The sequence below is a fragment of the Zobellella iuensis genome (genome assembly GCF_016746085.1).
Classification (GTDB): Bacteria; Pseudomonadota; Gammaproteobacteria; order Enterobacterales; family Aeromonadaceae; genus Oceanimonas; species Oceanimonas iuensis.
This window is the reverse complement of the sequence record NZ_JAERTZ010000025.1, coordinates 265,209-284,393: the sequence shown is the minus strand read 5'-3', so window position 1 is coordinate 284,393 and position 19,185 is coordinate 265,209. Positions and strand designations below refer to the sequence as shown.

General features: G+C 65.3%; 20 protein-coding genes. 6 read left to right on the top strand and 14 right to left on the bottom strand.

The features are described 5' to 3' along the window. Positions 1 to 103 precede the first annotated feature (103 nt). From JKV55_RS12185 to JKV55_RS12150, 8 genes are all read right to left on the bottom strand, one after another. Positions 104 to 997, bottom strand: a complete 894-nt coding sequence (locus JKV55_RS12185; protein WP_202085772.1) for a DMT family transporter — start codon at positions 995 to 997, stop codon at positions 104 to 106. A 36-nt stretch (positions 998 to 1,033) separates the two neighbouring features. Continuing rightward, on the bottom strand, positions 1,034 to 2,053 hold the full coding sequence (locus JKV55_RS12180) for a substrate-binding domain-containing protein (RefSeq protein WP_202085770.1): 1,020 nt from the start codon (positions 2,051 to 2,053) through the stop codon (positions 1,034 to 1,036). After that, positions 2,053 to 2,964, bottom strand: coding sequence for a ribokinase (gene rbsK / locus JKV55_RS12175; protein ID WP_202085768.1), 912 nt, complete (start codon positions 2,962 to 2,964; stop codon positions 2,053 to 2,055). The genes JKV55_RS12180 and rbsK overlap by 1 nt, the downstream gene beginning before the upstream one ends. Positions 2,965 to 3,134: 170 nt before the next feature. Continuing rightward, positions 3,135 to 4,016, bottom strand: coding sequence for a ribose ABC transporter substrate-binding protein RbsB (gene rbsB, locus JKV55_RS12170; RefSeq protein WP_202085766.1), 882 nt, complete (start codon positions 4,014 to 4,016; stop codon positions 3,135 to 3,137). A gap of 32 nt (positions 4,017 to 4,048) precedes the next feature. Beyond that, positions 4,049 to 5,017 (bottom strand): ribose ABC transporter permease, encoded by a 969-nt coding sequence (gene rbsC, locus JKV55_RS12165; RefSeq protein WP_202085764.1) that lies wholly within the window; start codon positions 5,015 to 5,017, stop codon positions 4,049 to 4,051. After that, the gene (rbsA, locus tag JKV55_RS12160; protein WP_202085762.1) at positions 5,014 to 6,516 is read right to left on the bottom strand and encodes a ribose ABC transporter ATP-binding protein RbsA; all 1,503 of its coding nucleotides are present in this window, start codon (positions 6,514 to 6,516) and stop codon (positions 5,014 to 5,016) included. Before rbsA ends, rbsC begins: the two co-directional genes overlap by 4 nt. 7 nt (positions 6,517 to 6,523) lie before the next feature. After that, positions 6,524 to 6,943 carry a D-ribose pyranase gene (rbsD, locus tag JKV55_RS12155; RefSeq protein ID WP_202085760.1) on the bottom strand — a complete coding sequence of 140 codons (420 nt, stop codon included), beginning with the start codon at positions 6,941 to 6,943 and terminating at the stop codon, positions 6,524 to 6,526. Between the two features lie 165 nt (positions 6,944 to 7,108). Beyond that, positions 7,109 to 8,140 carry a sensor domain-containing diguanylate cyclase gene (locus JKV55_RS12150; RefSeq protein WP_202085755.1) on the bottom strand — a complete coding sequence of 344 codons (1,032 nt, stop codon included), beginning with the start codon at positions 8,138 to 8,140 and terminating at the stop codon, positions 7,109 to 7,111. A gap of 145 nt (positions 8,141 to 8,285) precedes the next feature. Here JKV55_RS12150 and miaE point away from each other — a divergent pair, with 145 nt between their 5' ends. Further along, a complete protein-coding gene (miaE, locus tag JKV55_RS12145) occupies positions 8,286 to 9,047 on the top strand; it encodes a tRNA isopentenyl-2-thiomethyl-A-37 hydroxylase MiaE (protein ID WP_237332837.1) in 762 nt (253 codons plus the stop codon). 15 nt (positions 9,048 to 9,062) lie between these two features. Here miaE and JKV55_RS12140 read toward each other — a convergent pair whose 3' ends face one another. From JKV55_RS12140 to pspF, 6 genes are read right to left on the bottom strand one after another with little or no spacing between them, the layout of a single operon-like run. After that, positions 9,063 to 9,857 (bottom strand): peptide ABC transporter ATP-binding protein, encoded by a 795-nt coding sequence (locus tag JKV55_RS12140; protein ID WP_202085744.1) that lies wholly within the window; start codon positions 9,855 to 9,857, stop codon positions 9,063 to 9,065. Continuing rightward, complete coding sequence (locus JKV55_RS12135; RefSeq protein WP_202085735.1) at positions 9,854 to 10,855, bottom strand: peptide ABC transporter ATP-binding protein; 1,002 nt, start codon at positions 10,853 to 10,855, stop codon at positions 9,854 to 9,856. The genes JKV55_RS12140 and JKV55_RS12135 overlap by 4 nt, the downstream gene beginning before the upstream one ends. Then, the gene (locus tag JKV55_RS12130; protein ID WP_202085728.1) at positions 10,855 to 11,748 is read right to left on the bottom strand and encodes an ABC transporter permease subunit; all 894 of its coding nucleotides are present in this window, start codon (positions 11,746 to 11,748) and stop codon (positions 10,855 to 10,857) included. Before JKV55_RS12130 ends, JKV55_RS12135 begins: the two co-directional genes overlap by 1 nt. Next, positions 11,732 to 12,694, bottom strand: coding sequence for an ABC transporter permease (locus JKV55_RS12125; protein WP_202085726.1), 963 nt, complete (start codon positions 12,692 to 12,694; stop codon positions 11,732 to 11,734). Before JKV55_RS12125 ends, JKV55_RS12130 begins: the two co-directional genes overlap by 17 nt. A 2-nt stretch (positions 12,695 to 12,696) precedes the next feature. Next, positions 12,697 to 14,295, bottom strand: a complete 1,599-nt coding sequence (locus JKV55_RS12120) for an ABC transporter substrate-binding protein (protein ID WP_202085724.1) — start codon at positions 14,293 to 14,295, stop codon at positions 12,697 to 12,699. Between the two features lie 2 nt (positions 14,296 to 14,297). After that, on the bottom strand, positions 14,298 to 15,305 hold the full coding sequence (pspF, locus tag JKV55_RS12115; protein WP_202085715.1) for a phage shock protein operon transcriptional activator: 1,008 nt from the start codon (positions 15,303 to 15,305) through the stop codon (positions 14,298 to 14,300). Positions 15,306 to 15,514: 209 nt separating this feature from the next. On the opposite strand from pspF, the gene pspA reads away from it, so the two are divergent. From pspA to JKV55_RS12090, 5 genes are read left to right on the top strand one after another with little or no spacing between them, the layout of a single operon-like run. Further along, positions 15,515 to 16,180 carry a phage shock protein PspA gene (pspA, locus tag JKV55_RS12110; protein ID WP_202085714.1) on the top strand — a complete coding sequence of 222 codons (666 nt, stop codon included), beginning with the start codon at positions 15,515 to 15,517 and terminating at the stop codon, positions 16,178 to 16,180. Beyond that, entirely contained in the window at positions 16,180 to 16,413 is a 234-nt protein-coding gene (gene pspB, locus JKV55_RS12105) for an envelope stress response membrane protein PspB (protein ID WP_202085711.1), read from the top strand. Before pspA ends, pspB begins: the two co-directional genes overlap by 1 nt. Continuing rightward, positions 16,398 to 16,787, top strand: a complete 390-nt coding sequence (gene pspC / locus JKV55_RS12100; protein WP_202085703.1) for an envelope stress response membrane protein PspC — start codon at positions 16,398 to 16,400, stop codon at positions 16,785 to 16,787. Before pspB ends, pspC begins: the two co-directional genes overlap by 16 nt. After that, the gene (locus JKV55_RS12095; RefSeq protein WP_202085701.1) at positions 16,784 to 18,187 is read left to right on the top strand and encodes a YcjX family GTP-binding protein; all 1,404 of its coding nucleotides are present in this window, start codon (positions 16,784 to 16,786) and stop codon (positions 18,185 to 18,187) included. Before pspC ends, JKV55_RS12095 begins: the two co-directional genes overlap by 4 nt. Further along, the gene (locus JKV55_RS12090) at positions 18,184 to 19,182 is read left to right on the top strand and encodes a TIGR01620 family protein (RefSeq protein ID WP_202085699.1); all 999 of its coding nucleotides are present in this window, start codon (positions 18,184 to 18,186) and stop codon (positions 19,180 to 19,182) included. Before JKV55_RS12095 ends, JKV55_RS12090 begins: the two co-directional genes overlap by 4 nt. Positions 19,183 to 19,185 lie beyond the last annotated feature (3 nt).

The window sequence follows — 19,185 nt, the reverse complement described above, 5'->3', positions numbered from 1 at the left end:
GGGGCATCCTTGCTGTGACTGGGGTGGCTGCGTTTGAGTTCGATTGTAGCGGTTGAAGTCCTCGGCTGAAAGCGTTTAGCGCTGTTACCCCGGTCCGGTGTCTCTACGATGTCATTCCCGGTTTGAGCCTGCGCTTTTTTTGTTTTTGTTGCCGTCGGTCCAGCATGCTTTTCACCGCCATCGCCAGCAGCACCATGGCGCCGCCCAGCAGGCCCTGATCGCTGGGGCGCTCGCTCAAAAACAGCCACACCAGCAGGGTGCCGAAGACGGTTTCCAGCAACAGTAGCAGGCTCACTTCCGCCGAGGGCAGGTACAAGGGCCCCTGCTGGATCAGGGTGAAGCCCGCCGGCATCAACACCAGGCAAAGCAACAGCAGCCAGCCCAGATTGGCGGCGTCGGGCAGCATCACCTCGCCGCTCCAGGCCAGGGCCAGCAGGGCGGTACCCAGGCCGCCCAGGGTCAGCATTGGGCTCATGTCCACCCCGGGCCGGCTGCGCGCCAGGGTCAGGTTGCCGGCCAGCCCCACCGCCGCCATCAGTGCCAGGGCGTTGCCGAGCAGGGAGCCCTCGCCGGCATCGTCGAGCACGATCAGCGAAATCCCCGCCAGGCAGGCGCCGATGGCCAGCCAGGTGCGCAGGGGTAGGCGTTCGCGCAGGAACAGGCGGCTGAGCAGGGCGGCGATCAGCGGCGCCGAGGCCAGGATCACCAGCACGTTGCCGGCACTGGTGAAGTGGTTGCCGAGCACAAAGCCGATGGTGCTCATGCTGAACAGCAGGGTGCAGCCCAGTCCCGCCCGGCCGCAGGCCAGGTAGGCACGAAACCAGTGGCGGCGGTAGCGGGCCACCACGATAAGCCAGAACCCCAGCACGTTGAGCAGCCCGCGCCACAACACCAGCTGATCGGCGGGAATGCTGATGATGCGCAGCAACAGGGCGTCGGGGGAGATGATCAGCACCCCCAGGGCGGTGAGCAGCAGTCCTTTCTGGTGGTGGTCCATAACCTGGAGTCATTAGTGGCCGGCGAAGCAGCGATGCTACCCAAGCCGGCGGGGAATGGCCAGCGCCGCGCTGCTCTCCCGCACCACCAGCTCCGGGGCCAGGGTCAGTACCCGGCGCGGGCTGTCCGGCGCCCGGATGCGGGCCAGCAGGGTGTCCACCGCCAGGGCGCCCAGGCCGGCCTTGGGCTGCTCTATGCTGGTGAGCGCCGGCACCAGGTAGCGGGCCAGCTCGATATTGTCGTAGCCCACCAGGGACATGTCTTGTGGCACTTTCAGCCCGGCATCGGCCAGGGCGCGCAGGGCGCCCACCGCCATCATGTCGTTGCCCACGAACACCGCCGTGGGCCGCTCGGATTTTTCCAGCAGCCGGGCCATGGCCGCCTTGCCACCGGCCAGCTCGAAGTCGCCCTCGGCAATCCACTCGGGGCGTATCGCCAGGCCCGCCTGTGCCATGGCATCCCGAAAGCCCGCCAGCCGTTCCTCCGCCGCCCGCTTGCCCATGGGGCCGGTGATGCAGCCGATATGGCGGTGGCCGAGGCTTATCAGGTGTTCGGTGGCGAGCCGCCCGCCCTGCTGGCCCGAGTCCTGGATCAGATCCGCCTCCAGATCCATGGGGCCCCAGTCCGCCAGCACCAGGGGCACGCTGGGGTAGCGGTCGAATACATTTTCCCCCAGGTGGGCCTGGGTACACATCAGGATGACGCCGTCCACCCGCTTTTGCAGCAGCATCTCCATGCTGGCGTTGAGCCGGGCCTTGTCGCCCTGGGTGTTGCACAGCACCAGGCTGTAGCCGAGCTCGAAGCAGCGCTGCTCCACCCCCTGCACCACCTCGGCGAAGAAGGGGTTGGCGCTGGTGGTGACCAGCATGCCCAGGGTGCGGGTCTGGTTGACCTTGAGGCTGCGGGCCAGCGCCGAGGGGGCGTAGTGGAGCGCTTCTATGGCCCCTTCCACCCGCTCGGTGATCTCCGGGCTGACGAAGCGGGTCTTGTTCAGCACATGGCTGACGGTGGAGGTGGATACCCTGGCGAGCTTCGCCACGTCCTTGATGGTGGCCATCAATGCTGCTCCAGCAGGGCCTCGATCTCGGCCCTGAAGGGTACCGAGGTCTGGGCGCCGGGGCGGGTCACGGAAATGGCCGCCGCCGCCTGGGCGAAGTGCACCGCCTGGGCCAGCGGCAGCCCTTGTTGCAGGGCGGCGACCAGGGCGCCGTTGAAGGTGTCGCCCGCCGCCGTGGTGTCCACCGCCTGCACGGAAAAGCCCGGCACCCGCCGGCCCTGGCCCCGCTCGCTCAGCCAGACGCCGCGTGCGCCCAGGGTGATGATAACGGTGTCGATGCCCTTGGCGTGCAGCACTTCGGCCGCGGCGGCCGCGCCGGCGTCGTCGTTCACTGCCACCCCGGCGAGCTGCTCGGCTTCGGTCTCGTTGGGGGTGATGAGGTCCACCAGGGCCAGCAGCTCGTCCGGCAGGGGCCGGGCGGGGGCGGGGTTGAGCACCACCCGGGCGCCCTGGGTCTTGGCGGCGCGGGCGGCGGCCAGGTTGGTGTCGAGCGGGATCTCCAGCTGCAGCAGCAGCTGTTCGCAATTCAGGGCGGCGGCGTGCCGCTCCAGCCGGGCCGGGGTCAGCTCGCCGTTGGCGCCGGCGGCCAGCGCTATGGTGTTTTCGCCGTTGTCGTTCACCTGGATCAGCGCCACGCCGGTGTTGACGCCCGCGACGGTGTCGATGGCGGCGGTGTCGATGCCGTCGGCGGCAAAACCGGCCACCAGGCTGCCGGCCAGGGCATCCTCGCCCACGCAGGCGACCAAGCGGGTGGTTGCGCCGGCGCGGGCGGCGGCCACCGCCTGGTTGGCGCCCTTGCCGCCCGGCACGATGCGGTAGTCGCGGCCGGTGAGGGTTTCACCGGGGCGGGGAAACTGGGGCAGTCGGATCACATGATCGATATTGATGCTGCCTGCTACGGTCAGGGTCATGGTTGTTACCTTCTGTGCCTTGGCTAAGGCGGGTTTGGTTATTCCGGATACTGTCGGCCGTATTCATGGTCATGCCCGCGCAGGCGGGCATCCAAGGGGCGGTTGCAGCGTGCCAAGGAGGCCCCATGGACCCCCGCCTGCGCGGGGGTGACGAAGGGACGCCGGTTATCTTACTGGCTGATCACCTGCAGCGGAACCGGGATATGGTCGGCCACGGTCTCGCCCTTGAGCACCTTGTCGGCGATTTCCACCGCGATGGCGCCGATGGCGTCGGGCTGCTGGGCGATGGTCGCCGCCAGGCGGCCGCCTTGCACCGCCTTGATGCCGTCCTCGGTGCCGTCGAAGCCGACGATCAGTACCTCCTTCTTGTTGGCCGCCTGCAGGGCGCGCTGGGCGCCCAGGGCCATTTCGTCGTTCTGGGCGAACACCGCCTGCACGCCCGGGTTGCCGGTGAGCAGGTTTTCCATCACGTTCAGGCCCTTGGTGCGGTCGAAGTCGGCGGGCTGGCTGGCCATCAGGCTGAAGCCGTGCTCGGCCACCGCCTGGGCGAAGCCCTGGCCGCGCTCGCGGGCGGCGCTGGTGCCGGCGATGCCTTCCAGCTGGATGACGTTGGCGTCATGGCCCAGTTGTTCGGCGATAAAGTCGCCGGCCATCTTGCCGCCGGCCACGTTGTCGGAGGCGATATGGGACACCACCTCGCCCCGGCCGGCGGCGCGGTCCAGGGTCAGCACCGGCAGGCCGGCCCGGTTGGCCAGGCGGATGGCGTTGGCCACGGCGTCGGAGTCGGTGGGGTTGATCAGCAGCACCTTGGCACCGCGCACGTTCAGATCCTCCACGTTGGCCAGCTCCTTGGCGGGATCGTTCTGGGAGTCGAGCACGATGAGGTTATAACCCAGTTCGGCCGCCTTCTGCTCGGCCCCTTCCTTCATGGTGACGAAGAAGGGGTTGTTGAGGGTGGAGATCACCAGCGCCAGGGTGTCCTGGGCGTAGGCGCCGGCGGTCAGGGTGGTGCCGACGAGCGCGGTGGCAAGCAGGGTGGTCAGTTTTTTCATGGTTCGGCTTCCTTTTTTTGTGTTGTGTAGGGTTACTTGTTCTTGTTATCCACCAGCACTGCCAGCAGGATCACCGCAGCCTTGGCGATCATCTGGTAATAGGAGGACACGTCCAGCAGGTTGAGGGCGTTGTTGAGAAAACCGATGATAAGCGCCCCTATCAGGGTGCCCATGATGGCGCCCTTGCCGCCGGCCAGGCTGGTGCCGCCCAGCACCACGGCGGCGATGGCGTCCAGCTCGTAGCTGGTGCCGGCGGTGGGCTGGGCCGACGACAGCCGGCTGGTGACGATGATGGCCGCCAGCGCCGACAGCATGCCGCAGAGGGCGTAGACCCCCATCTTGACCCGGGCCACGTTGATGCCGGAGAGCCGCGCCGCCGCCTCGTTGCCGCCCACCGCGTAGATATAGCGGCCGAAGCGGGTGTGGTTGAGCAGGTACCAGGCACCGAGGAAGGTCACGGCCATCAGCCATACCGGCACCGGAATGCCGAATACATAGCCGGTACCGAACCAGGCGAACAGATCCGCCTGGTCGGAAAAGCCGGTGGAGATGGGCCGGCCGTCGGTATAGACCATGGTCACGCCGCGCAGCAGGGTCATGGTGACCAGGGTGGCGATAAAGGCCTGCACCCGGCCCTTGGCGACGATCAGGCCGCTTACCCCGCCCAGGGCAAAACCGGCCAGCAGCACGGCCGGCAGGGTGATGAAGATGGACAGCTCCATTGACACCATGCTGGCGGCGAAGGCGCCGCACAGGGCCAGTACCGAGCCCACGCTGAGATCGATGCCGGCGGTGAGGATCACCAGGGTCATGCCCACGGCGATAATGGCGTTCACCGAGGTCTGGCGCAGTATGTTGAGCAGGTTGTCCAGGGTGAAGAAGTTGGGACTCAGCATGGAGACCACCGCGATCAGCACCAGCAGGGCGATCAGCGATTTCTGAGCGATCAGCCATTCCTTGCTGAACCAGCGGCGACCGGAGTTGAGGGCAGGGGCGTTCATGCAGTTACCTCTTGTTGAGTCTGGCCGACGGCGGCGGCCAGCAGTTGTTCCTGGGTGGCCGTGGCGGCCTTGAATTCACCGGTGATGCGACCTTCGTGCATCACCAGGATACGGTCGCTGATCCCCAGCACTTCCGGCATGTCGGACGACAGCAGCAGTATCGCCATGCCCTCCTGCTTGAAACGGTTGATCAACTGATAGATTTCCTTCCTGGCGCCGACATCCACCCCGCGGGTGGGCTCGTCCAGGATCAGCACCTTGGGGCGGGTCATCAGCCCCTTGGCGATGGCCACTTTCTGCTGGTTGCCGCCGGAGAGATTGCCGATCAGTTGCTCCCGGCCCGGGGTCTTGATGTTGAACAGCTGGATGAAGTCGTCCACCGCGGTGCGCTCGGCGCCGTGATCGAGCTGCGGCCCCCGGCTGAGCTCGGCCAGGGCCGACAGACTCATGTTGGCCTTGACCGACAGTCCCAGCACCAGGCCATCGCCCTTGCGGTCTTCCGAGATATAGGCGATGCCGGCCGCCAGCCCCTGCTGGGGGGTCTTGGCGTGATAGGGCTTGCCCGCCAGCAGCAGGGTACCTGCGGTGCGGGGCAGGGCGCCGTAGAGGATCTTGGCCAGTTCGGTGCGGCCGGCGCCCATCAGTCCGGAAAAGCCGAGGATCTCGCCCTGGCGCAGGGCAAAGCTCACTGCCTTCACGCCGGGGCCACCGAGGCCGTCGACCCGCAGCACTTCCGGCCCCGGCGGTACGGCCAGGCGCGGGTACTGCTCGTCCAGCCGGCGGCCCACCATCATCTCGATAAGGCGGTCTTCGTCGATGTCCGCCACCGCCTCCTCGCCGATCCAGTTGCCGTCGCGCAGTACCGTGACCCGGTCGCAGATCTCGAAGATCTCCTTGAGGCGGTGGGAGATATAGACGATGCCGCAGCCGGCCTGGCGCAGCTCTTCAATCACCCGGAACAGGGCCCGGGTTTCGGTATCGGTGAGGGCATCGGTGGGCTCGTCCATGATGATGACGGCCGCCTCGAACGACAGCGCCTTGGCGATCTCCACCATCTGCTGGGCGCCGATGCTCAAGTCGCCGACCCGGGTTTTGGGGGAGTGGCGGATCTGCAGCCGGTCCAGCAGGCTCTGGGCCTCGGCGTAGAGCCGGCGCCAGTCGATCTTGCCAAAGGCGCCGATCGGTTCGCGGCCGAGGAAGATGTTCTCGGCGATGGTCAGCTCCGGCAGCAGGTTCAGTTCCTGGTGGATGATGCCGATGCCCGCCTGCTGGGATTCGCGCGGCCCCCCGAAGCGGCAGGGCCGGCCCCGGTAGCGGATCTCGCCCGCGTCCGCCTGGTAGATGCCGGTGAGTACCTTCATCAGGGTGGACTTGCCGGCGCCGTTTTCGCCCATCAGCGCCATCACCTGGCCCGGATAAACCTTGAGCCCGGCCTGATCCAGCGCCTTGACCCCGGGAAAGGCCTTGTCGATGCCGGCAAGAGACAATATGGGTTCCATGGTCACCTCAGAAGGGCACGCCGGCGCGCAGGATGAGATTGGCGTAGGGGGTGCATTCACCGGTGCGCACCACCGCCCGGCTGTGGCCGTTTTGCCGCTTGAACTGCTCGTGGGCCACATAACCGACCGCGATGTCCCGGCCCTGGGCCGCGGCCGCCCCGGCCAGCTGGTCCAGCAGCCGCTGGTGCAGCTCCGGGCTGGCGTTCTTGATCTCTTCCGCCAGCACCACGGCTTCCAGCTGCAACTCGGTGAGCAGGGCCGCCAGGGTGTCTTCCAGCCCGGGCAGGCCGGGGCGCACCGCCAGATCGATGCGCTCGACCCCGGCGGGAACGGGCAGGCCGGCGTCGGCCAGGGTGATCTCGTCGGTGTGGCCCAGGCGGGCCACCAGGGCGGATAAATGGCTGTTCAGCAGAGGGGTTTTCTTCACGGTACCGCCTTGTTTCAGGGGCCGGAGAGCCCCGAGAGTTAACCTTTAATTGCGAGCGAAACGGTTACGCAATCGATTCGATGGAGGGATTGTAGGGGAAATTTCCGGATTGGTTAGCAAAAAGTGACGGAACTGCGAGGCGGATCAAAAAAGTGGAACCCGGGGTCAGGGGGCGACTTCCCCCGCCACCTTGTTCCTTTCCCGCTTGGCCCGGTAGAGGCAGGCGTCGGCGCGGCGCAGCACCTGCTGGATGGTATCGCCCGGGCGGCAGACCGCCACCCCGAAACTGGCGGTCAGGTGGATGTCCCGGCAGAAGCGGGCCTCGGCCAGGGTATGGCGCAGGCGCTCGCTCAGGTGCATGGCGGCCGGGCCGCTGGTGTCGGGCAGCCAGAGGATAAATTCCTCGCCGCCCCAGCGGGCCAGCAGATCCTGGTGGCGAAGATGGGGGCGCAGCAGTTCGGGAATGGTCTGCAACACCAGGTCGCCTATCTGGTGGCCGTGGCGGTCGTTGACCTCCTTGAAGTAGTCCAGATCCAGCAAGACGATGGCCGATACCTGCCGGGCGGCTTGCTGCCACTGTTCGTTCAGCACCTGGTCGAAATGGCGGCGGTTGAACAGGCCGGTGAGGTAGTCGGTGCGCGCCTGCTCGCGGGTAAGGGCAAGTTGCTGGACCAGGGCGGTATTGGCTTCGGCCAGCTCCCGGGTGCGTTCCTGTACCTTCCGCTCCAGTTCCCGATTCAATTGTTCCAGATAGGCCTGATGCTGCCGTTGTTCTTCCTCCGCCTGCACCTGGTGATGAATGTCCTGGTGGGCACCCAGCATGCGGACAGGCTCGCCGTGCTCGTCGAACTCCACGAACCTGGCCTGATCCTGCAGCCAGATATAGTCGCCGTCCGCTTTTTTAAAGCGGTAGCGGGCGCTGAACAGGGGGGCCTCGCCGTCGAGGTAACGCTGCATGGCCGCCATGGTGGCGGGATAGTCGTCGGGGTGGATAAGCTCAAGCCAGGTATTCACCGTTTCCGGCAGGCTGAATGGCTCATAACCCAGCATCTGGTACCAGCGGGCATTGCGCTTTACGATGCCGGTAAGCCGGTGCCAGTCCCAGATGCCGTCGCTGACGATGTCCAGCGCCAGCAGCAGGGTTTTTTCCAGGGAGCGCAGCCGTTCCAGCTCCTGCTCGCCGTTGTCCTCAGCCATGGGCGTCTCCTGTCAATGGAAGCCACCCGGTTCGACGGCCGCATTTTGAGGCTGCCGTCGAAGACTCGACTTGATAAAATACCGCAATCAGTAACATCACCACTGCCGTCCTGCACGGGTAATTATTATTTTGGAACTCATTCCCTTGAATACAGAGTGTAGCCAGTTATTGGCTCCCATCCATGGTTTTTTGCATTGTGCCACACCCGACGAGTGGCTGGCCGAGGCGCGCAAGCCCGAGCACCTGGCCGCCCTGCTGGTGGATCACGCCAACTGCGAGATGAAGGCGGCCATGAGCGCCCACAGCCTGGTGCGCCGCTACTGCCTGCCGAAGGACAAGCGCAAGCTGCTGCCCAACCTCGACTTCTACAAGTCGCTCGACGCCCTGCCGGAAAAGGGGGAGGTGCTGGGCAAGCAGGCCCTGATCGGGGACAACAAGCGGGTATTCGACGAGCTGGCCAAGAACGATCTGCTGGTGAAGATGGTGCGCTTGATCCAGGAGGAGCTGCACCATTTCGAGCAGGTGCTGGAGATCATGGCGGCCCGCGGCATCCCTTACGCTACCCTGTCCGCCTCCCGCTACGCCAGCGGGCTGCTCGCCCATGTGCGCACCCATGAACCGGCGGCCATCGTCGATCGGTTGATCGTCGGTGCCTACATAGAGGCGCGCTCCTGCGAGCGCTTCGCCCGGCTGGCGCCCTTTCTGGACGAGGAGCTGGCCCGGTTCTACGTGTCGCTGCTGCGCTCCGAGGCGCGCCACTACCAGGACTACCTGACGCTGGCGCGAGAGCATGCCGGGCAGAGCATCGACGATCGGGTGGTCTTCTTCGGTGAAAAGGAAGCGGAGCTTATCGCCTTGCCCGACCCCCAGTTCCGGTTCCATAGCGGGGTGCCGGCGGCCGCCTGAAGCCCGCGTGCCGGCTCAGCCCCGGTGCCAGCGGTATTCGTTGTTGTAGCTCTGCAGCAGGCGCAGGCCCTGCTCGCTCTGGGGGTTGGTCAGTACCCTGGCGGTGGGGCCGGCTTCCACCACATGGCCTTCGTGCATCAGTATCACCTGATCGCTGATATGGCGTACCACGCCGAGATCGTTGGCCACCATGATGTAGGACAGCCCCAGGGTACTCTGCAGGCTGAGCAGCAGGTTGATGATCTGGGAGCGCACCGACAAATCCAGGGTGGAAATGGTTTCGTCGGCGACGATGATCCTGGGCGAGAGGATCAGGGCCCGGGCCAGGGCCACCCGCTGTTTTTGGCCGGTGGAGATCATGCCCGGGTAGAAATGGTAATGATCCGGCAGCAGCCCCACCATGCGCAGGGTGTCCAGCGCCAGGGCCTGCCGCTGTTCGGCGTCCAGATCCGTGTTGAGGCTGAGCGGCGCCTCCAGGATCTGGCCGATGCGGCTGCGCGGGTTGAGCGAGGTGTTGGGATCCTGGAAGATCATGCGCAGCAGCTTGCAGCGCTTCTTGTCATCCCCCGCCTCAATCTTGTCACCGTCGATATAGACGCTGCCCTGGGTGGGCGGCATCACCCCCGCCAGCACCTTGGCCAGGGTGCTCTTGCCGGAACCGGCTTCGCCCATCAGCGCCAGGGTCTGGCCCCGCTCCAGGGTAAACGACAAGGGGTAAAAGGCGGTCTTGCGCACCTTGCGGAACAGGCCGCTCTGATTGACGAACACCTTGCTGAGATTGTCGACCTTGAGCAGAGGCACCTGGCTCATCTGGGCTTACCTTTTTGCATGTTGAGCGGGAAATGGCAGTAGTAGATCTGGCCCTTGACCTTGGCCAGGGGAGGGGTGATCACGCACTGTTTCTGGGCATTGGGGCAACGGGGGCCCAGGCGGCAGCCGATGGGCAGGCTCTGCAGCGGCGGTATCACGCCGGCCAGGGTGTTGAGCCGGGACTTGTGGGGCAGGCTGCCGTCCAGATCCGGCATCATCTGCAGCAGGGCGGCGGTGTAGGGATGATGGGGGCGGGTCAGGATCTGCTCCCGGGTACCGGACTCCACCGTCTGGCCGCAATACATCACGGTGATATTGTGGGTGAGTCGGGCGAAGGCGGTCATGTCGGTGCTGATCAGCAGTATGGTGGTGCCCGAGAGCTTGTTCACCCGTTCCAGCAGCCGCAAAATCTGGGCCTGGTTGGTGGCTTCCATGGCGTTGGTGGGTTCATCCGCCACCAGCAGCTTGGGCTGGTTGGCGATGGCCATGGCGATCATTACCTTCTGGCACACCCCTTCCGACAGCTGGTAGGGGTAGGCGTTCATCACCATCCGGTGATCCTTGATGCCTACCCGGTGCAGCAGGGCCACCGCCTGCTGCCTGCGCCAGTGCCAGCGCTGCCACCATTTGCCCTGGAAGCTGCGGGCGGGAATGGCTTCCTCAAGCTGGGCCCCGATTTTTTCGGAGGGGTCGAAACAACTGGAAGGCTCCTGGAATACCATGGCGATATCCCGCCCCATGATGCGCCGTCGCTCCTTGGGCGACAGGCTCTGCAGGTCGATGTTGTCGAGATACATGCGATCGGCGGTCACCCGCCAGGTGTCCTTTTCGATGCCGACTATGGTCTGGGCCACCAGGCTTTTGCCCGAGCCGGACTCGCCCACCAGGCCGCGGATCTCGCCGTCGGCCAGGGTCAGGCTGAACTTGTCCACCGCCTTGACCATGCCCTGGGGCGTGTCGATTTCGATGGTCAGGTTGCGAATATCCAGTAGCGGCATCAGTTCATTACCTCGTTGATGGCCTGGCGCAGGCCTTCTCCCACCATGTTTACCACCAGCACCGAGAGCAGTATCGCCAGCCCCGGCAGTATCGCTATCCAGGGCGCCAGGTAGACCAGCTCCATGGCGTCGGAGAGCATGGCGCCCCACTCGGGGAGGGGCGGCTGGGCGCCCAGGCCGAGAAAGCCCACGGCGGTGATGTCCAGGATGGCGGACGACAGGCCGCGGGTGGTCTGGCTGACGATGGTATCGCTCAGGTTGGGCAAGACCCCAAACCTGAGTATACGCCAGTGGTTGGCGCCATCGAGGCGCAGGGCGGTGATGTATTCTTTCTGCATCTCGTCGGACACGGCATTGTAGGTGGCGCGGATAAACTGGGGCGTCAGCGCCAGGGTGATGGCCAGCAGGGTGTTGAACAGTCCCGGCCCCAGAATGGCCACGAAGATGATGGCCAGCAGCAACGAGGGAATGGACAACAGGGTGTCGAGCAGGTGGTTGAGGATGCTCGCCTTGAGCCCCTTGCTCATGCCGCCGAGGATGCCGATGCAGCCGCCCACCAGCAGCGCCACCAGCACCACCAGCACCCCGTTGCCGAAGGTGAGCCGGGCGCCGATGATCAAGCGGGACAGCATGTCCCGGCCCAGGTCGTCGGTGCCGAGGAAGAAGTCGATATTGCCATCAATGGCCCAGGACGGCGGCAGCAGCAGCACCTGCCCGAACTGTTCAAAGGGCGGGTAGGGCGCCAGCCAGGGACCGAACAGGGTCAGCAGCGAGAGCAGTCCCAACCCCCAGAGCCCGATCATCGCCAGGGTATTCTTGCGAAACAGATCCCAGGCCTGCTCCAGCGGCGAGCGTACCTTGAGCTCGGGATAGATATTAGCCCTGCTTGGCATAAAGGGCTTTCCTCCTGGTGGGATAAATCAGGGTAGAAACGATATCAATCGCCACGTTGGCCACTATGGTGAAGGTGGCGATGGCCAGGGTGCCGCCCTTGATGGCGGCATAATCCTGCAGCGCGATACTGGTCACCAGCCAGCGGCCCAGCCCCGGCCAGTCGAATACGATTTCGGTCATCATCGCCGAGGTCAGCACAGTGCCCAGCTGTAACCCCAGGGTGGGAATGGCGACGGGAAAGGCGTTGCGCAGGCCATGGCGCAGTATCACATGGGTTTCGCTCAGGCCCTTGGTCAGGGCTGCCCGGATATAGTTCTGCTTCAGCACCTCCAGCAGGGCGCTGCGGATCTGGCGGATCACCTCGGTGGTGGGCACTATGGCCAGCACCAGGGAGGGCAGTATCAGGTGCCTGAGCGCATCCACGAAGGCGTACCAGCGGTAGGAATGGTCGGTCAGCAGCGAGTCGATGGTCATGATGCCGGTCACCGGACTGATGTCATACAGCAGGCTGAGCTGGCCCGACACCGGCAGCCAACCGAGGTTGAGCGAGAAGAACATCACCAGCAGCAGGCCCAGCCAGAACACGGGTATCGAATACCCCACCAGGGTGCCGGTAAGGATCAGGGTGTCCTGCCAGCGGCCCTGGCGCAGGGCGGCCAGGGTGCCGATGGGCACGCCCACCAGCATGGAGATCACAAAGGCCGCCAGGCACAGTTCCAGGGTGGCGGGAAAATACTGGCCCAGCGCGCCCAGTACCGGCATGCCGGTGGCGCTGGAGATGCCGAAATCCCCGGCCAGCAACTGGTGGATAAAGGCCAGGTAGCCGGCCCAAAAATTGCCGGGTGCCTCGCTGAGCAGATGATATTCCAGCCCATAGGCGATCAGCGTCAGCATCAGCAGGGTGGTCAGCAGCAGGTTGACCCGCCGTAACAGATAGACCAGCATGGCTACTCCTTGTAAGCCTGGTGGAAGGCCACGCCGCCGTAGGGCTGCAGCCGCAGCCCCTTCACCTGGGTGCGATGGGCCTGCAGCTTGAGGCTGTGCACCAGGGGGATCAGGGCCATATCCTGATAGGCCAGCTCCTGGGCCAGCTGATAATGGCGGATACGGCTGGACAGTTGCGGTTCGGTCAGGGCCTGATCCAGTTGTCGTTCGAACAGCGGATGGCACCAGCGGCTGGCATTGGTGCCGGCGGCAATGGCCTGGCAACTGAGCAGGTTGCGCAGCATGTTGTCGGGGTCCGGGCTATCGGCCGACCAGCCGGTGAGTACCGCATCCTGATCGCCGATGATCAATTCCCGTCGCAAAATCTGTTCTTCCAGGCTCAGCAAGCGCACCCGGATGCCCAGCTCGGCCAAGCGGCGCTGGATCAACTGGCCGGTCTTGAGCCCGTCCGGGTTGAAGGTCCGGGCGCCGGCGGGGACCAACAGGGTCATGTCAAAGCCCTGCTCCCGGCCGGCCTGCTCCAGCAGCAGCCGTGCCCGCGCCATGTCCGGCAGCGGCATCAGCAGGTTGGGGTGATAGCCCCAGGACACCGGCGGCAGCAACGACTCGGCCAGGGAGCCGATATCGAAATACACCGCGTGCAGTATGTCTTCCCGGCTCAGCGCCAGGCTCAGCGCCTTGCGTACCCGGATATCGTTGAAAGGGGGCTTTTCGGTATTGAGCGCCAGCACCGCCACATTCATGCCGGTGGCCTGGCTCAGCGCCAGATCGGAATGCCGGCGGATCACCGACAGCTGGCTGGTGCCGGGGTGGGCCATGACATCGCACTCGCCGGTCAGCAGCTTGGCCAGCCGTTTGGACGACTTGGGGGTAATGTCGAACACCAGCTGGTTCAGGCGGGCACTGCCGCGCCAGTAGCTGGGGTGGCGATGGTAACGGATAAATTCATCGGTACGATACTGGCTGAGCAGAAAGGGCCCGGTGCCCACCGGCTGCTGGTCAAGCAGTTGCGGCGTGCCCGCGGCCAGCAGCTGGCCGGCGTATTCCGCCGACAGTATCACCGCATAGTCGGTGGCCAGGTTGGACAAAAAAGAGGCATCCGGCCGGGTGAGCACAAACTCCACTTCGCTGTCGCCCAGTGCGCGAACCTCGCGGATGAGTTCGCGCCAGCCGATGCTGTCGAAGAAGGGATAGCGGCCGCCGCTGACCCCGTGGTAGGGGTGTTGCTCATCCATCAGCCGGGCAAAGGTAAAGACCACGTCTTCCGCCGTCAGCGGACGACCGGGGCTGAACCAGGCGGTATGGTGGAAGGTCACGCCGGGCCTCAGGGTAAAACGATAGCGCAGGCTGTCTTCGCTGCGGGTCCAGCTCATGGCCAGGGCCGGTACCGGCTGCTGATTGTTGGGATCGATATCCAGCAACCGATCGTACAGCTGGTGGGCGGTGGCATCCAGGGTTTCGGTGGAGGTGACCAGTTGCGGGTTGAAGGTGAGCGGGGCCCCCTCGATGCAATACAGCAGGCTTTCCGCCGCCAGTTGTCGGTTGCCGTTGTCGCACCCTGCCAGCAGCAGGGCGAGCAGGCCGCTGAGCCATAAACGCATGCTTAATCCTTGTGTTCAGCTTTCTCGCCCGCCGGCAAGAGGGAAGCATATTTACGCAGCAGCCCGCGCAACTGGTGATAACTCAACCCCAGCAACTCGGCGGCCTGGCGCTGATTATAACGGGCCCGGACCAGGGCGGCTCGGATAAGCTGCCTTTCCGCCCCGGCCAGGTGGGCCCGCAGGTCGAGCGGCAAGGCTGCCGCCTGGTCCGGCGGTGCCACCGTGGATCCTTCCGGGCGCCAGGGCGAGGCGAAGGGGTCCAGATACAGCTCGGCCAGGGGGGTTTCCGGCTGGCCCTGGCGGTACAGGCTGCGCTCGATCACGTTTTTCAGCTCCCGCACGTTGCCCGGCCAGGGGTGGGCCAGCAACTGGCCGCGGATCTCGGGGCTGAAGCCGGCAAACAGCGGCCAGCCCAGCTCCATGCACAGATTGACCGCAAAGTGTTCGGCCAGCCGCAGTATATCGTCACCCCGGGCACGCAGGGGCGGCAATGTAACCACATCGAAGGCCAGTCTATCAAGCAGATCGGCCCTAAATTCACCTGTTTGCGCCAGGGCGGGCAGATCCCGGTTGGTGGCGCACACCAGGCGTACATTGACCGACACCGCCTGGCTGCCGCCGACCCGCTCGAATTCGCCGTATTCGATGACCCGCAACAGCTTCTCCTGCACCCGCGGGCTGGTGGTGGCTAGCTCGTCGAGGAAGAGGGTGCCGCCGTCGGCGCGTTCGAAGCGACCCAGGTGACGCGTCCGGGCGCCGGTAAAGGAGCCGGCTTCATGGCCGAACAACTCGGACTCCAGCAGGGTTTCGGCCAGGGTGGCGCAATTGAGGGAAATAAAGGGCTGCTGCCAGCGCGAGGAAAGATAATGCAGCCGGTGGGCCACCAGCTCCTTGCCGGTGCCCCGCTCGCCCACGACCAGCACCGGCTTGTTCAGCGGTGCCAGCAGGGACACCTGTTCCAGCACGGCCAGCAGGTGGTTGGACTGACCGATCAACTCATTGTCCGTCATGGCATATCAACTTGGCGAAATTTGCTAAATGGTAGCCTTATTCGCCGCTGCTGACTAATGCTGTGGCCGGTGATTTTTATTTTTCATTTATTTTTCAACTAATTATCGTCTTTTGTCGAGTTGGCATATAACTTGTTACGTGTAGGGTAAGCGGGCCAGGTAGCTTTACGCCGTGGCCCAATCACCCTGACGTCCTTGGAGGCTCAACCATGAGTATTTTTTCCCGACTGGCGGACATCATCAACGCCAACCTCAATTCCCTGCTGGATAAGGCCGAAGATCCGGCCAAGATGGTGCGGCTGATCATCCAGGAAATGGAAGACGAGCTGGTGCGCGAACGTTCCAACCTGGCCCGCTTCCTGGCCGAGAAGAAAGACCTGCTGCGCCAGATCGAACGCCACCGGGAGCGGGTGGCGGAATGGCAGGACAAAGCCGAGCTGGCGCTGACCAAAGGGCGCGAGGATCTGGCCCGGGCCGCCCTGATCGAGAAGAACAAGCAGGCCGAACTGCTCAAGGCCCTGGAGCGGGAGTGCGAGGCGGTGGAGGAGGGCATGAACAAGCTGTCCGAGGCCATCAACGCGCTGGAAGCCAAGCTGGCCGACGCCCGCGCCCGCCAGCAGGCGATGCAGCTGCGTGAGCGCAGCGCCCAGAGCCGGATCAAGGTGCAGGAGCGGGTGCGCTACAGCGAAACCTCGTCCGCGGTGGACAAATTCGACCGCATGGAGCGTAAGATAGATGAGCTGGAAGCCAAGGCGGACTTGTACAGCCAGAGCAAGGGGCTGGATCAGGCCTTTGCCGAGCTGGAGGTGGACGACGCCATCAGCCGGGAGCTGGACAAGCTCAAAGCCAAAATGAACAAGAGCGAGGATAACTGATGTCCGAACTGGCCTGGGCCCTGGTGGCCCCCCTGAATATTTTCCTGTTCCTGGTGGTCCCCATCTGGCTGGTGCTGCACTACCGCAGCAAGCGCCGCCTGGATGAGGGGCTGGGCGAGTCGGCCCGCCAGCGGCTGGAACAGGCCTTGCACCAGGCGGAACAGCTGGCCGAGCGGGTGGAAACCCTGGAGCGGCTACTGGATCAGGAGGTTCCCGGATGGCGTCGACCCTGATGAACCTGTATCGCGACAAGCGCAACGGCAAGCTCGGCGGTGTCTGCGCCGGCATCGCCCGCCAGGCCGGGGTCGAACCCTGGCTGGTACGGGTGCTGGCGGTGACCGGCCTGGTGTTTGCCAGCTTCCTGACTTTCGTGCTCTATATCGCGGCCTGGCTGTTGCTGGAGGACAGGCCCGAACCACCGGCGTCCGGGGCGGACCATGTGAAAACCACCGGCTGGCAGTCGGGTTTGTCGCCGCAGGAAGCGTTGGAAAAGCTGGAAGGCAAGCTCAAACGGCTTAACGGCCGGGTGGCCGAGATGGAACAACTGATGACCTCCCGGGAATTCCGCCTGCGCCGGGCCTTCAACGAACTGCGCGAGGATAAATGAGCAAGACCGCACTGGAGCAGTGGCGCCACAAGGCCGGCGCCTGGGTGCAACGGGGCTTGGATCAACGGCTGAGGCTGGCGGTCACCGGCTTAAGCCGCAGCGGCAAAACCGCCTTTATCACCAGCCTGGTCAACCAGCTGGAGCACGCCGGGCTGGATGCCCGGCTGCCCCATTGGCCGGTGGCGGCGGAAGGCCGCCTGCTCGGTATCAAGCGGGTGCCGAGCCGTCACCACCATGTACCGGCCTTCGGCTACGAGGCCGCCCTCGGCCAGCTATCGGCCCGGCCGCCGGTGTGGCCCGAGCCCACCCGGGGCATCAGCGAGATTACCCTGGCCATCAAGTACCGCCCCGGAAACCGGCTCAAGCGCCGGCTCCAGGACAGTGCCACCCTTTATCTGGAAATCGTCGATTACCCCGGTGAATGGCTGCTGGATCTGCCCTTGCTGGCGATGAGCTATGCCGACTGGAGCGGGCAGCAGCGCGCTCTGCTGCAAACCCCCGCGCTGGCGGCGCTGGCCGCGCCCTGGCTGCAGGCGGGGGCCTCGCTTGCGGCCGACAGCCCCGTCGATGATGCCCGGCTGGCTGCACTGGCGGCGGCTTATACCCAGTGGCTGCTGGATATCAAGCGCGAGTGCGGGGCCTACCTGGTACAGCCCGGACGTTTTATCCTGCCCGGTGAATACCGGGGCGCACCCATGCTGCAGTTCGTGCCCTGGGTGTGGGGCGAGGTGCCCGCCGGGCTCAACGACAGTCACCACCATGGCATGATGGAGGCGCGCTTCGAACACTATAAAAAGCACCTGGTACAGGGCTTTTATCGCGATTTCTTCGCCGGTTTCGATCGGCAGATCGTGCTGGTGGACTGCCTGACCCCGCTCAACCAGGGACCGGGCAGCTTTGCCGATCTGGGCCGGGCGCTCGAGGCCATACTGCAGAGCTTCGAATACGGCAAGAGCGGCTGGTGGCAGCGGCTGTTCGCTCCGCGTATCGACAAGCTGCTGTTTGCCGCCACCAAGGCCGATCACCTGACCCCGGAGCAGCACGGCCGCCTGACCCGGTTGCTGACCAGCCTGGTTCGTGGCGGCCACCGCCACGCCCGGCTGTCCGGCATCGACATCCATACCCTGGCGCTGGCGTCGATCAAGGCGACCCACAGCGGCCGGGCCCGGCACCAGGGCGAGGAGATCCCCGCCCTGCAGGGACGCCGGCTGGGAGACGTTGAACCGGTCACCCTCTACCCGGGCGAGGTGCCCGAGGCCCTGCCCGGAGCCGACTTCTGGCAGCGGCAGGGCTTCGACTTCACCGAGTTCGCCCCGCCCCTGTGGCAACCCGAGGCGCCGCTGCCCCATCTGCGCCTGGATCAGGCGCTGGCCTTCCTGCTGGGAGACAAATTATCGTGACATTGAAAAGCAAGGTGATACTGGACAGCCCGCTGCCAGGGCCCGAGGAGGCGCCGTTGCACCCGGGACGGCAACTGGAGCAGGGCGACTTTATCGCGCTGGACGACGCGCCGGAGCCGCCCCTGGCCGAGAGCCTGCGGCCCCACCGCCGGCACTGGCTGTGGTGGAGCGGCGGCCTGTTGCTGTTGTTGCTGCTGCTGGCGCATTCCGCCGTCAATCTGTGGCAGACTTGGCAAGACAGCCTGCTGCTGGGCGCGGCCTGGAGCATGGCGCTGGGGCTGCTGGCGCTGGCGGCGTTGGGCCGCCTGTGGCGGGAGCTGCGCCTGCTGCGCACCCTGGAGCGGGTGTCGAGCCAGCGGGAGCGGGCCGAGCAGCTGTTGGCGGCCCAGGGCAGCGGCCAGGCCCGGACTTTCTGCGAGCAACTGGCCCGGCAAAGCGGCCTGGTGCAGTCGGATGCCTACCAGACATGGCTGCAGAGCCTGTCGGAACAGGAGCAGGACGCCGAGGTGCTGGCCCTCTACAGCCGGCAGGTGCTGAGTGTGCAGGACCGGCAGGCCCGGGCCCGGGTGCTGAAATGGTCCGGCGAGGCGGCGGTGATGGTGGCGGCCAGCCCCCTGGCGACGGTGGACATGCTGCTGGTGCTGTGGCGCAACCTCAAGATGATCGAAGATATCAGCGCCTGTTACGGCATCCGTCTGGGGGCGCTCAGCCGCTGGCGGCTGATCCGCCGCCTGCTGCGGCACCTGCTCTATGTGGGCGCCTCGGAGGCGGCCCTCGACATGGGGATGGACCTGCTCGGGCTGGAGCTGGCCGGGCGCTTGTCGGCCCGGGCCGGCCAGGGAGTGGGCGCCGGCCTGCTCACCGCCCGCCTGGGGTTGCAGGCCATGGATCTGTGCCGTCCTGTGCCCTGGCAGGGGGATGAAAGGAAACAGCTGGGCGGCATCCGCCGGGCGCTTGTCGACAAGGTGGCTAAACTGATGACCAGGAGCCAGTAAGGA

Excerpts from the sequence above, each read along its gene's own strand:
- JKV55_RS12185 (WP_202085772.1), bottom strand. The coding sequence starts at position 997 with ATGGACCACCACCAGAAAGGACTGCTGCTCACCGCCCTGGGGGTGCTG.
- JKV55_RS12180 (WP_202085770.1), bottom strand. The coding sequence starts at position 2,053 with ATGGCCACCATCAAGGACGTGGCGAAGCTCGCCAGGGTATCCACCTCC.
- rbsK (WP_202085768.1), bottom strand. The coding sequence starts at position 2,964 with ATGACCCTGACCGTAGCAGGCAGCATCAATATCGATCATGTGATCCGA.
- rbsB (WP_202085766.1), bottom strand. The coding sequence starts at position 4,016 with ATGAAAAAACTGACCACCCTGCTTGCCACCGCGCTCGTCGGCACCACC.
- rbsC (WP_202085764.1), bottom strand. The coding sequence starts at position 5,017 with ATGAACGCCCCTGCCCTCAACTCCGGTCGCCGCTGGTTCAGCAAGGAA.
- rbsA (WP_202085762.1), bottom strand. The coding sequence starts at position 6,516 with ATGGAACCCATATTGTCTCTTGCCGGCATCGACAAGGCCTTTCCCGGG.
- JKV55_RS12150 (WP_202085755.1), bottom strand. The coding sequence starts at position 8,140 with ATGGCTGAGGACAACGGCGAGCAGGAGCTGGAACGGCTGCGCTCCCTG.
- JKV55_RS12140 (WP_202085744.1), bottom strand. The coding sequence starts at position 9,857 with ATGAGCCAGGTGCCTCTGCTCAAGGTCGACAATCTCAGCAAGGTGTTC.
- JKV55_RS12135 (WP_202085735.1), bottom strand. The coding sequence starts at position 10,855 with ATGCCGCTACTGGATATTCGCAACCTGACCATCGAAATCGACACGCCC.
- JKV55_RS12130 (WP_202085728.1), bottom strand. The coding sequence starts at position 11,748 with ATGCCAAGCAGGGCTAATATCTATCCCGAGCTCAAGGTACGCTCGCCG.
- JKV55_RS12125 (WP_202085726.1), bottom strand. The coding sequence starts at position 12,694 with ATGCTGGTCTATCTGTTACGGCGGGTCAACCTGCTGCTGACCACCCTG.
- JKV55_RS12120 (WP_202085724.1), bottom strand. The coding sequence starts at position 14,295 with ATGCGTTTATGGCTCAGCGGCCTGCTCGCCCTGCTGCTGGCAGGGTGC.
- pspF (WP_202085715.1), bottom strand. The coding sequence starts at position 15,305 with ATGACGGACAATGAGTTGATCGGTCAGTCCAACCACCTGCTGGCCGTG.
- pspA (WP_202085714.1), top strand. The coding sequence starts at position 15,515 with ATGAGTATTTTTTCCCGACTGGCGGACATCATCAACGCCAACCTCAAT.
- pspB (WP_202085711.1), top strand. The coding sequence starts at position 16,180 with ATGTCCGAACTGGCCTGGGCCCTGGTGGCCCCCCTGAATATTTTCCTG.
- pspC (WP_202085703.1), top strand. The coding sequence starts at position 16,398 with ATGGCGTCGACCCTGATGAACCTGTATCGCGACAAGCGCAACGGCAAG.
- JKV55_RS12095 (WP_202085701.1), top strand. The coding sequence starts at position 16,784 with ATGAGCAAGACCGCACTGGAGCAGTGGCGCCACAAGGCCGGCGCCTGG.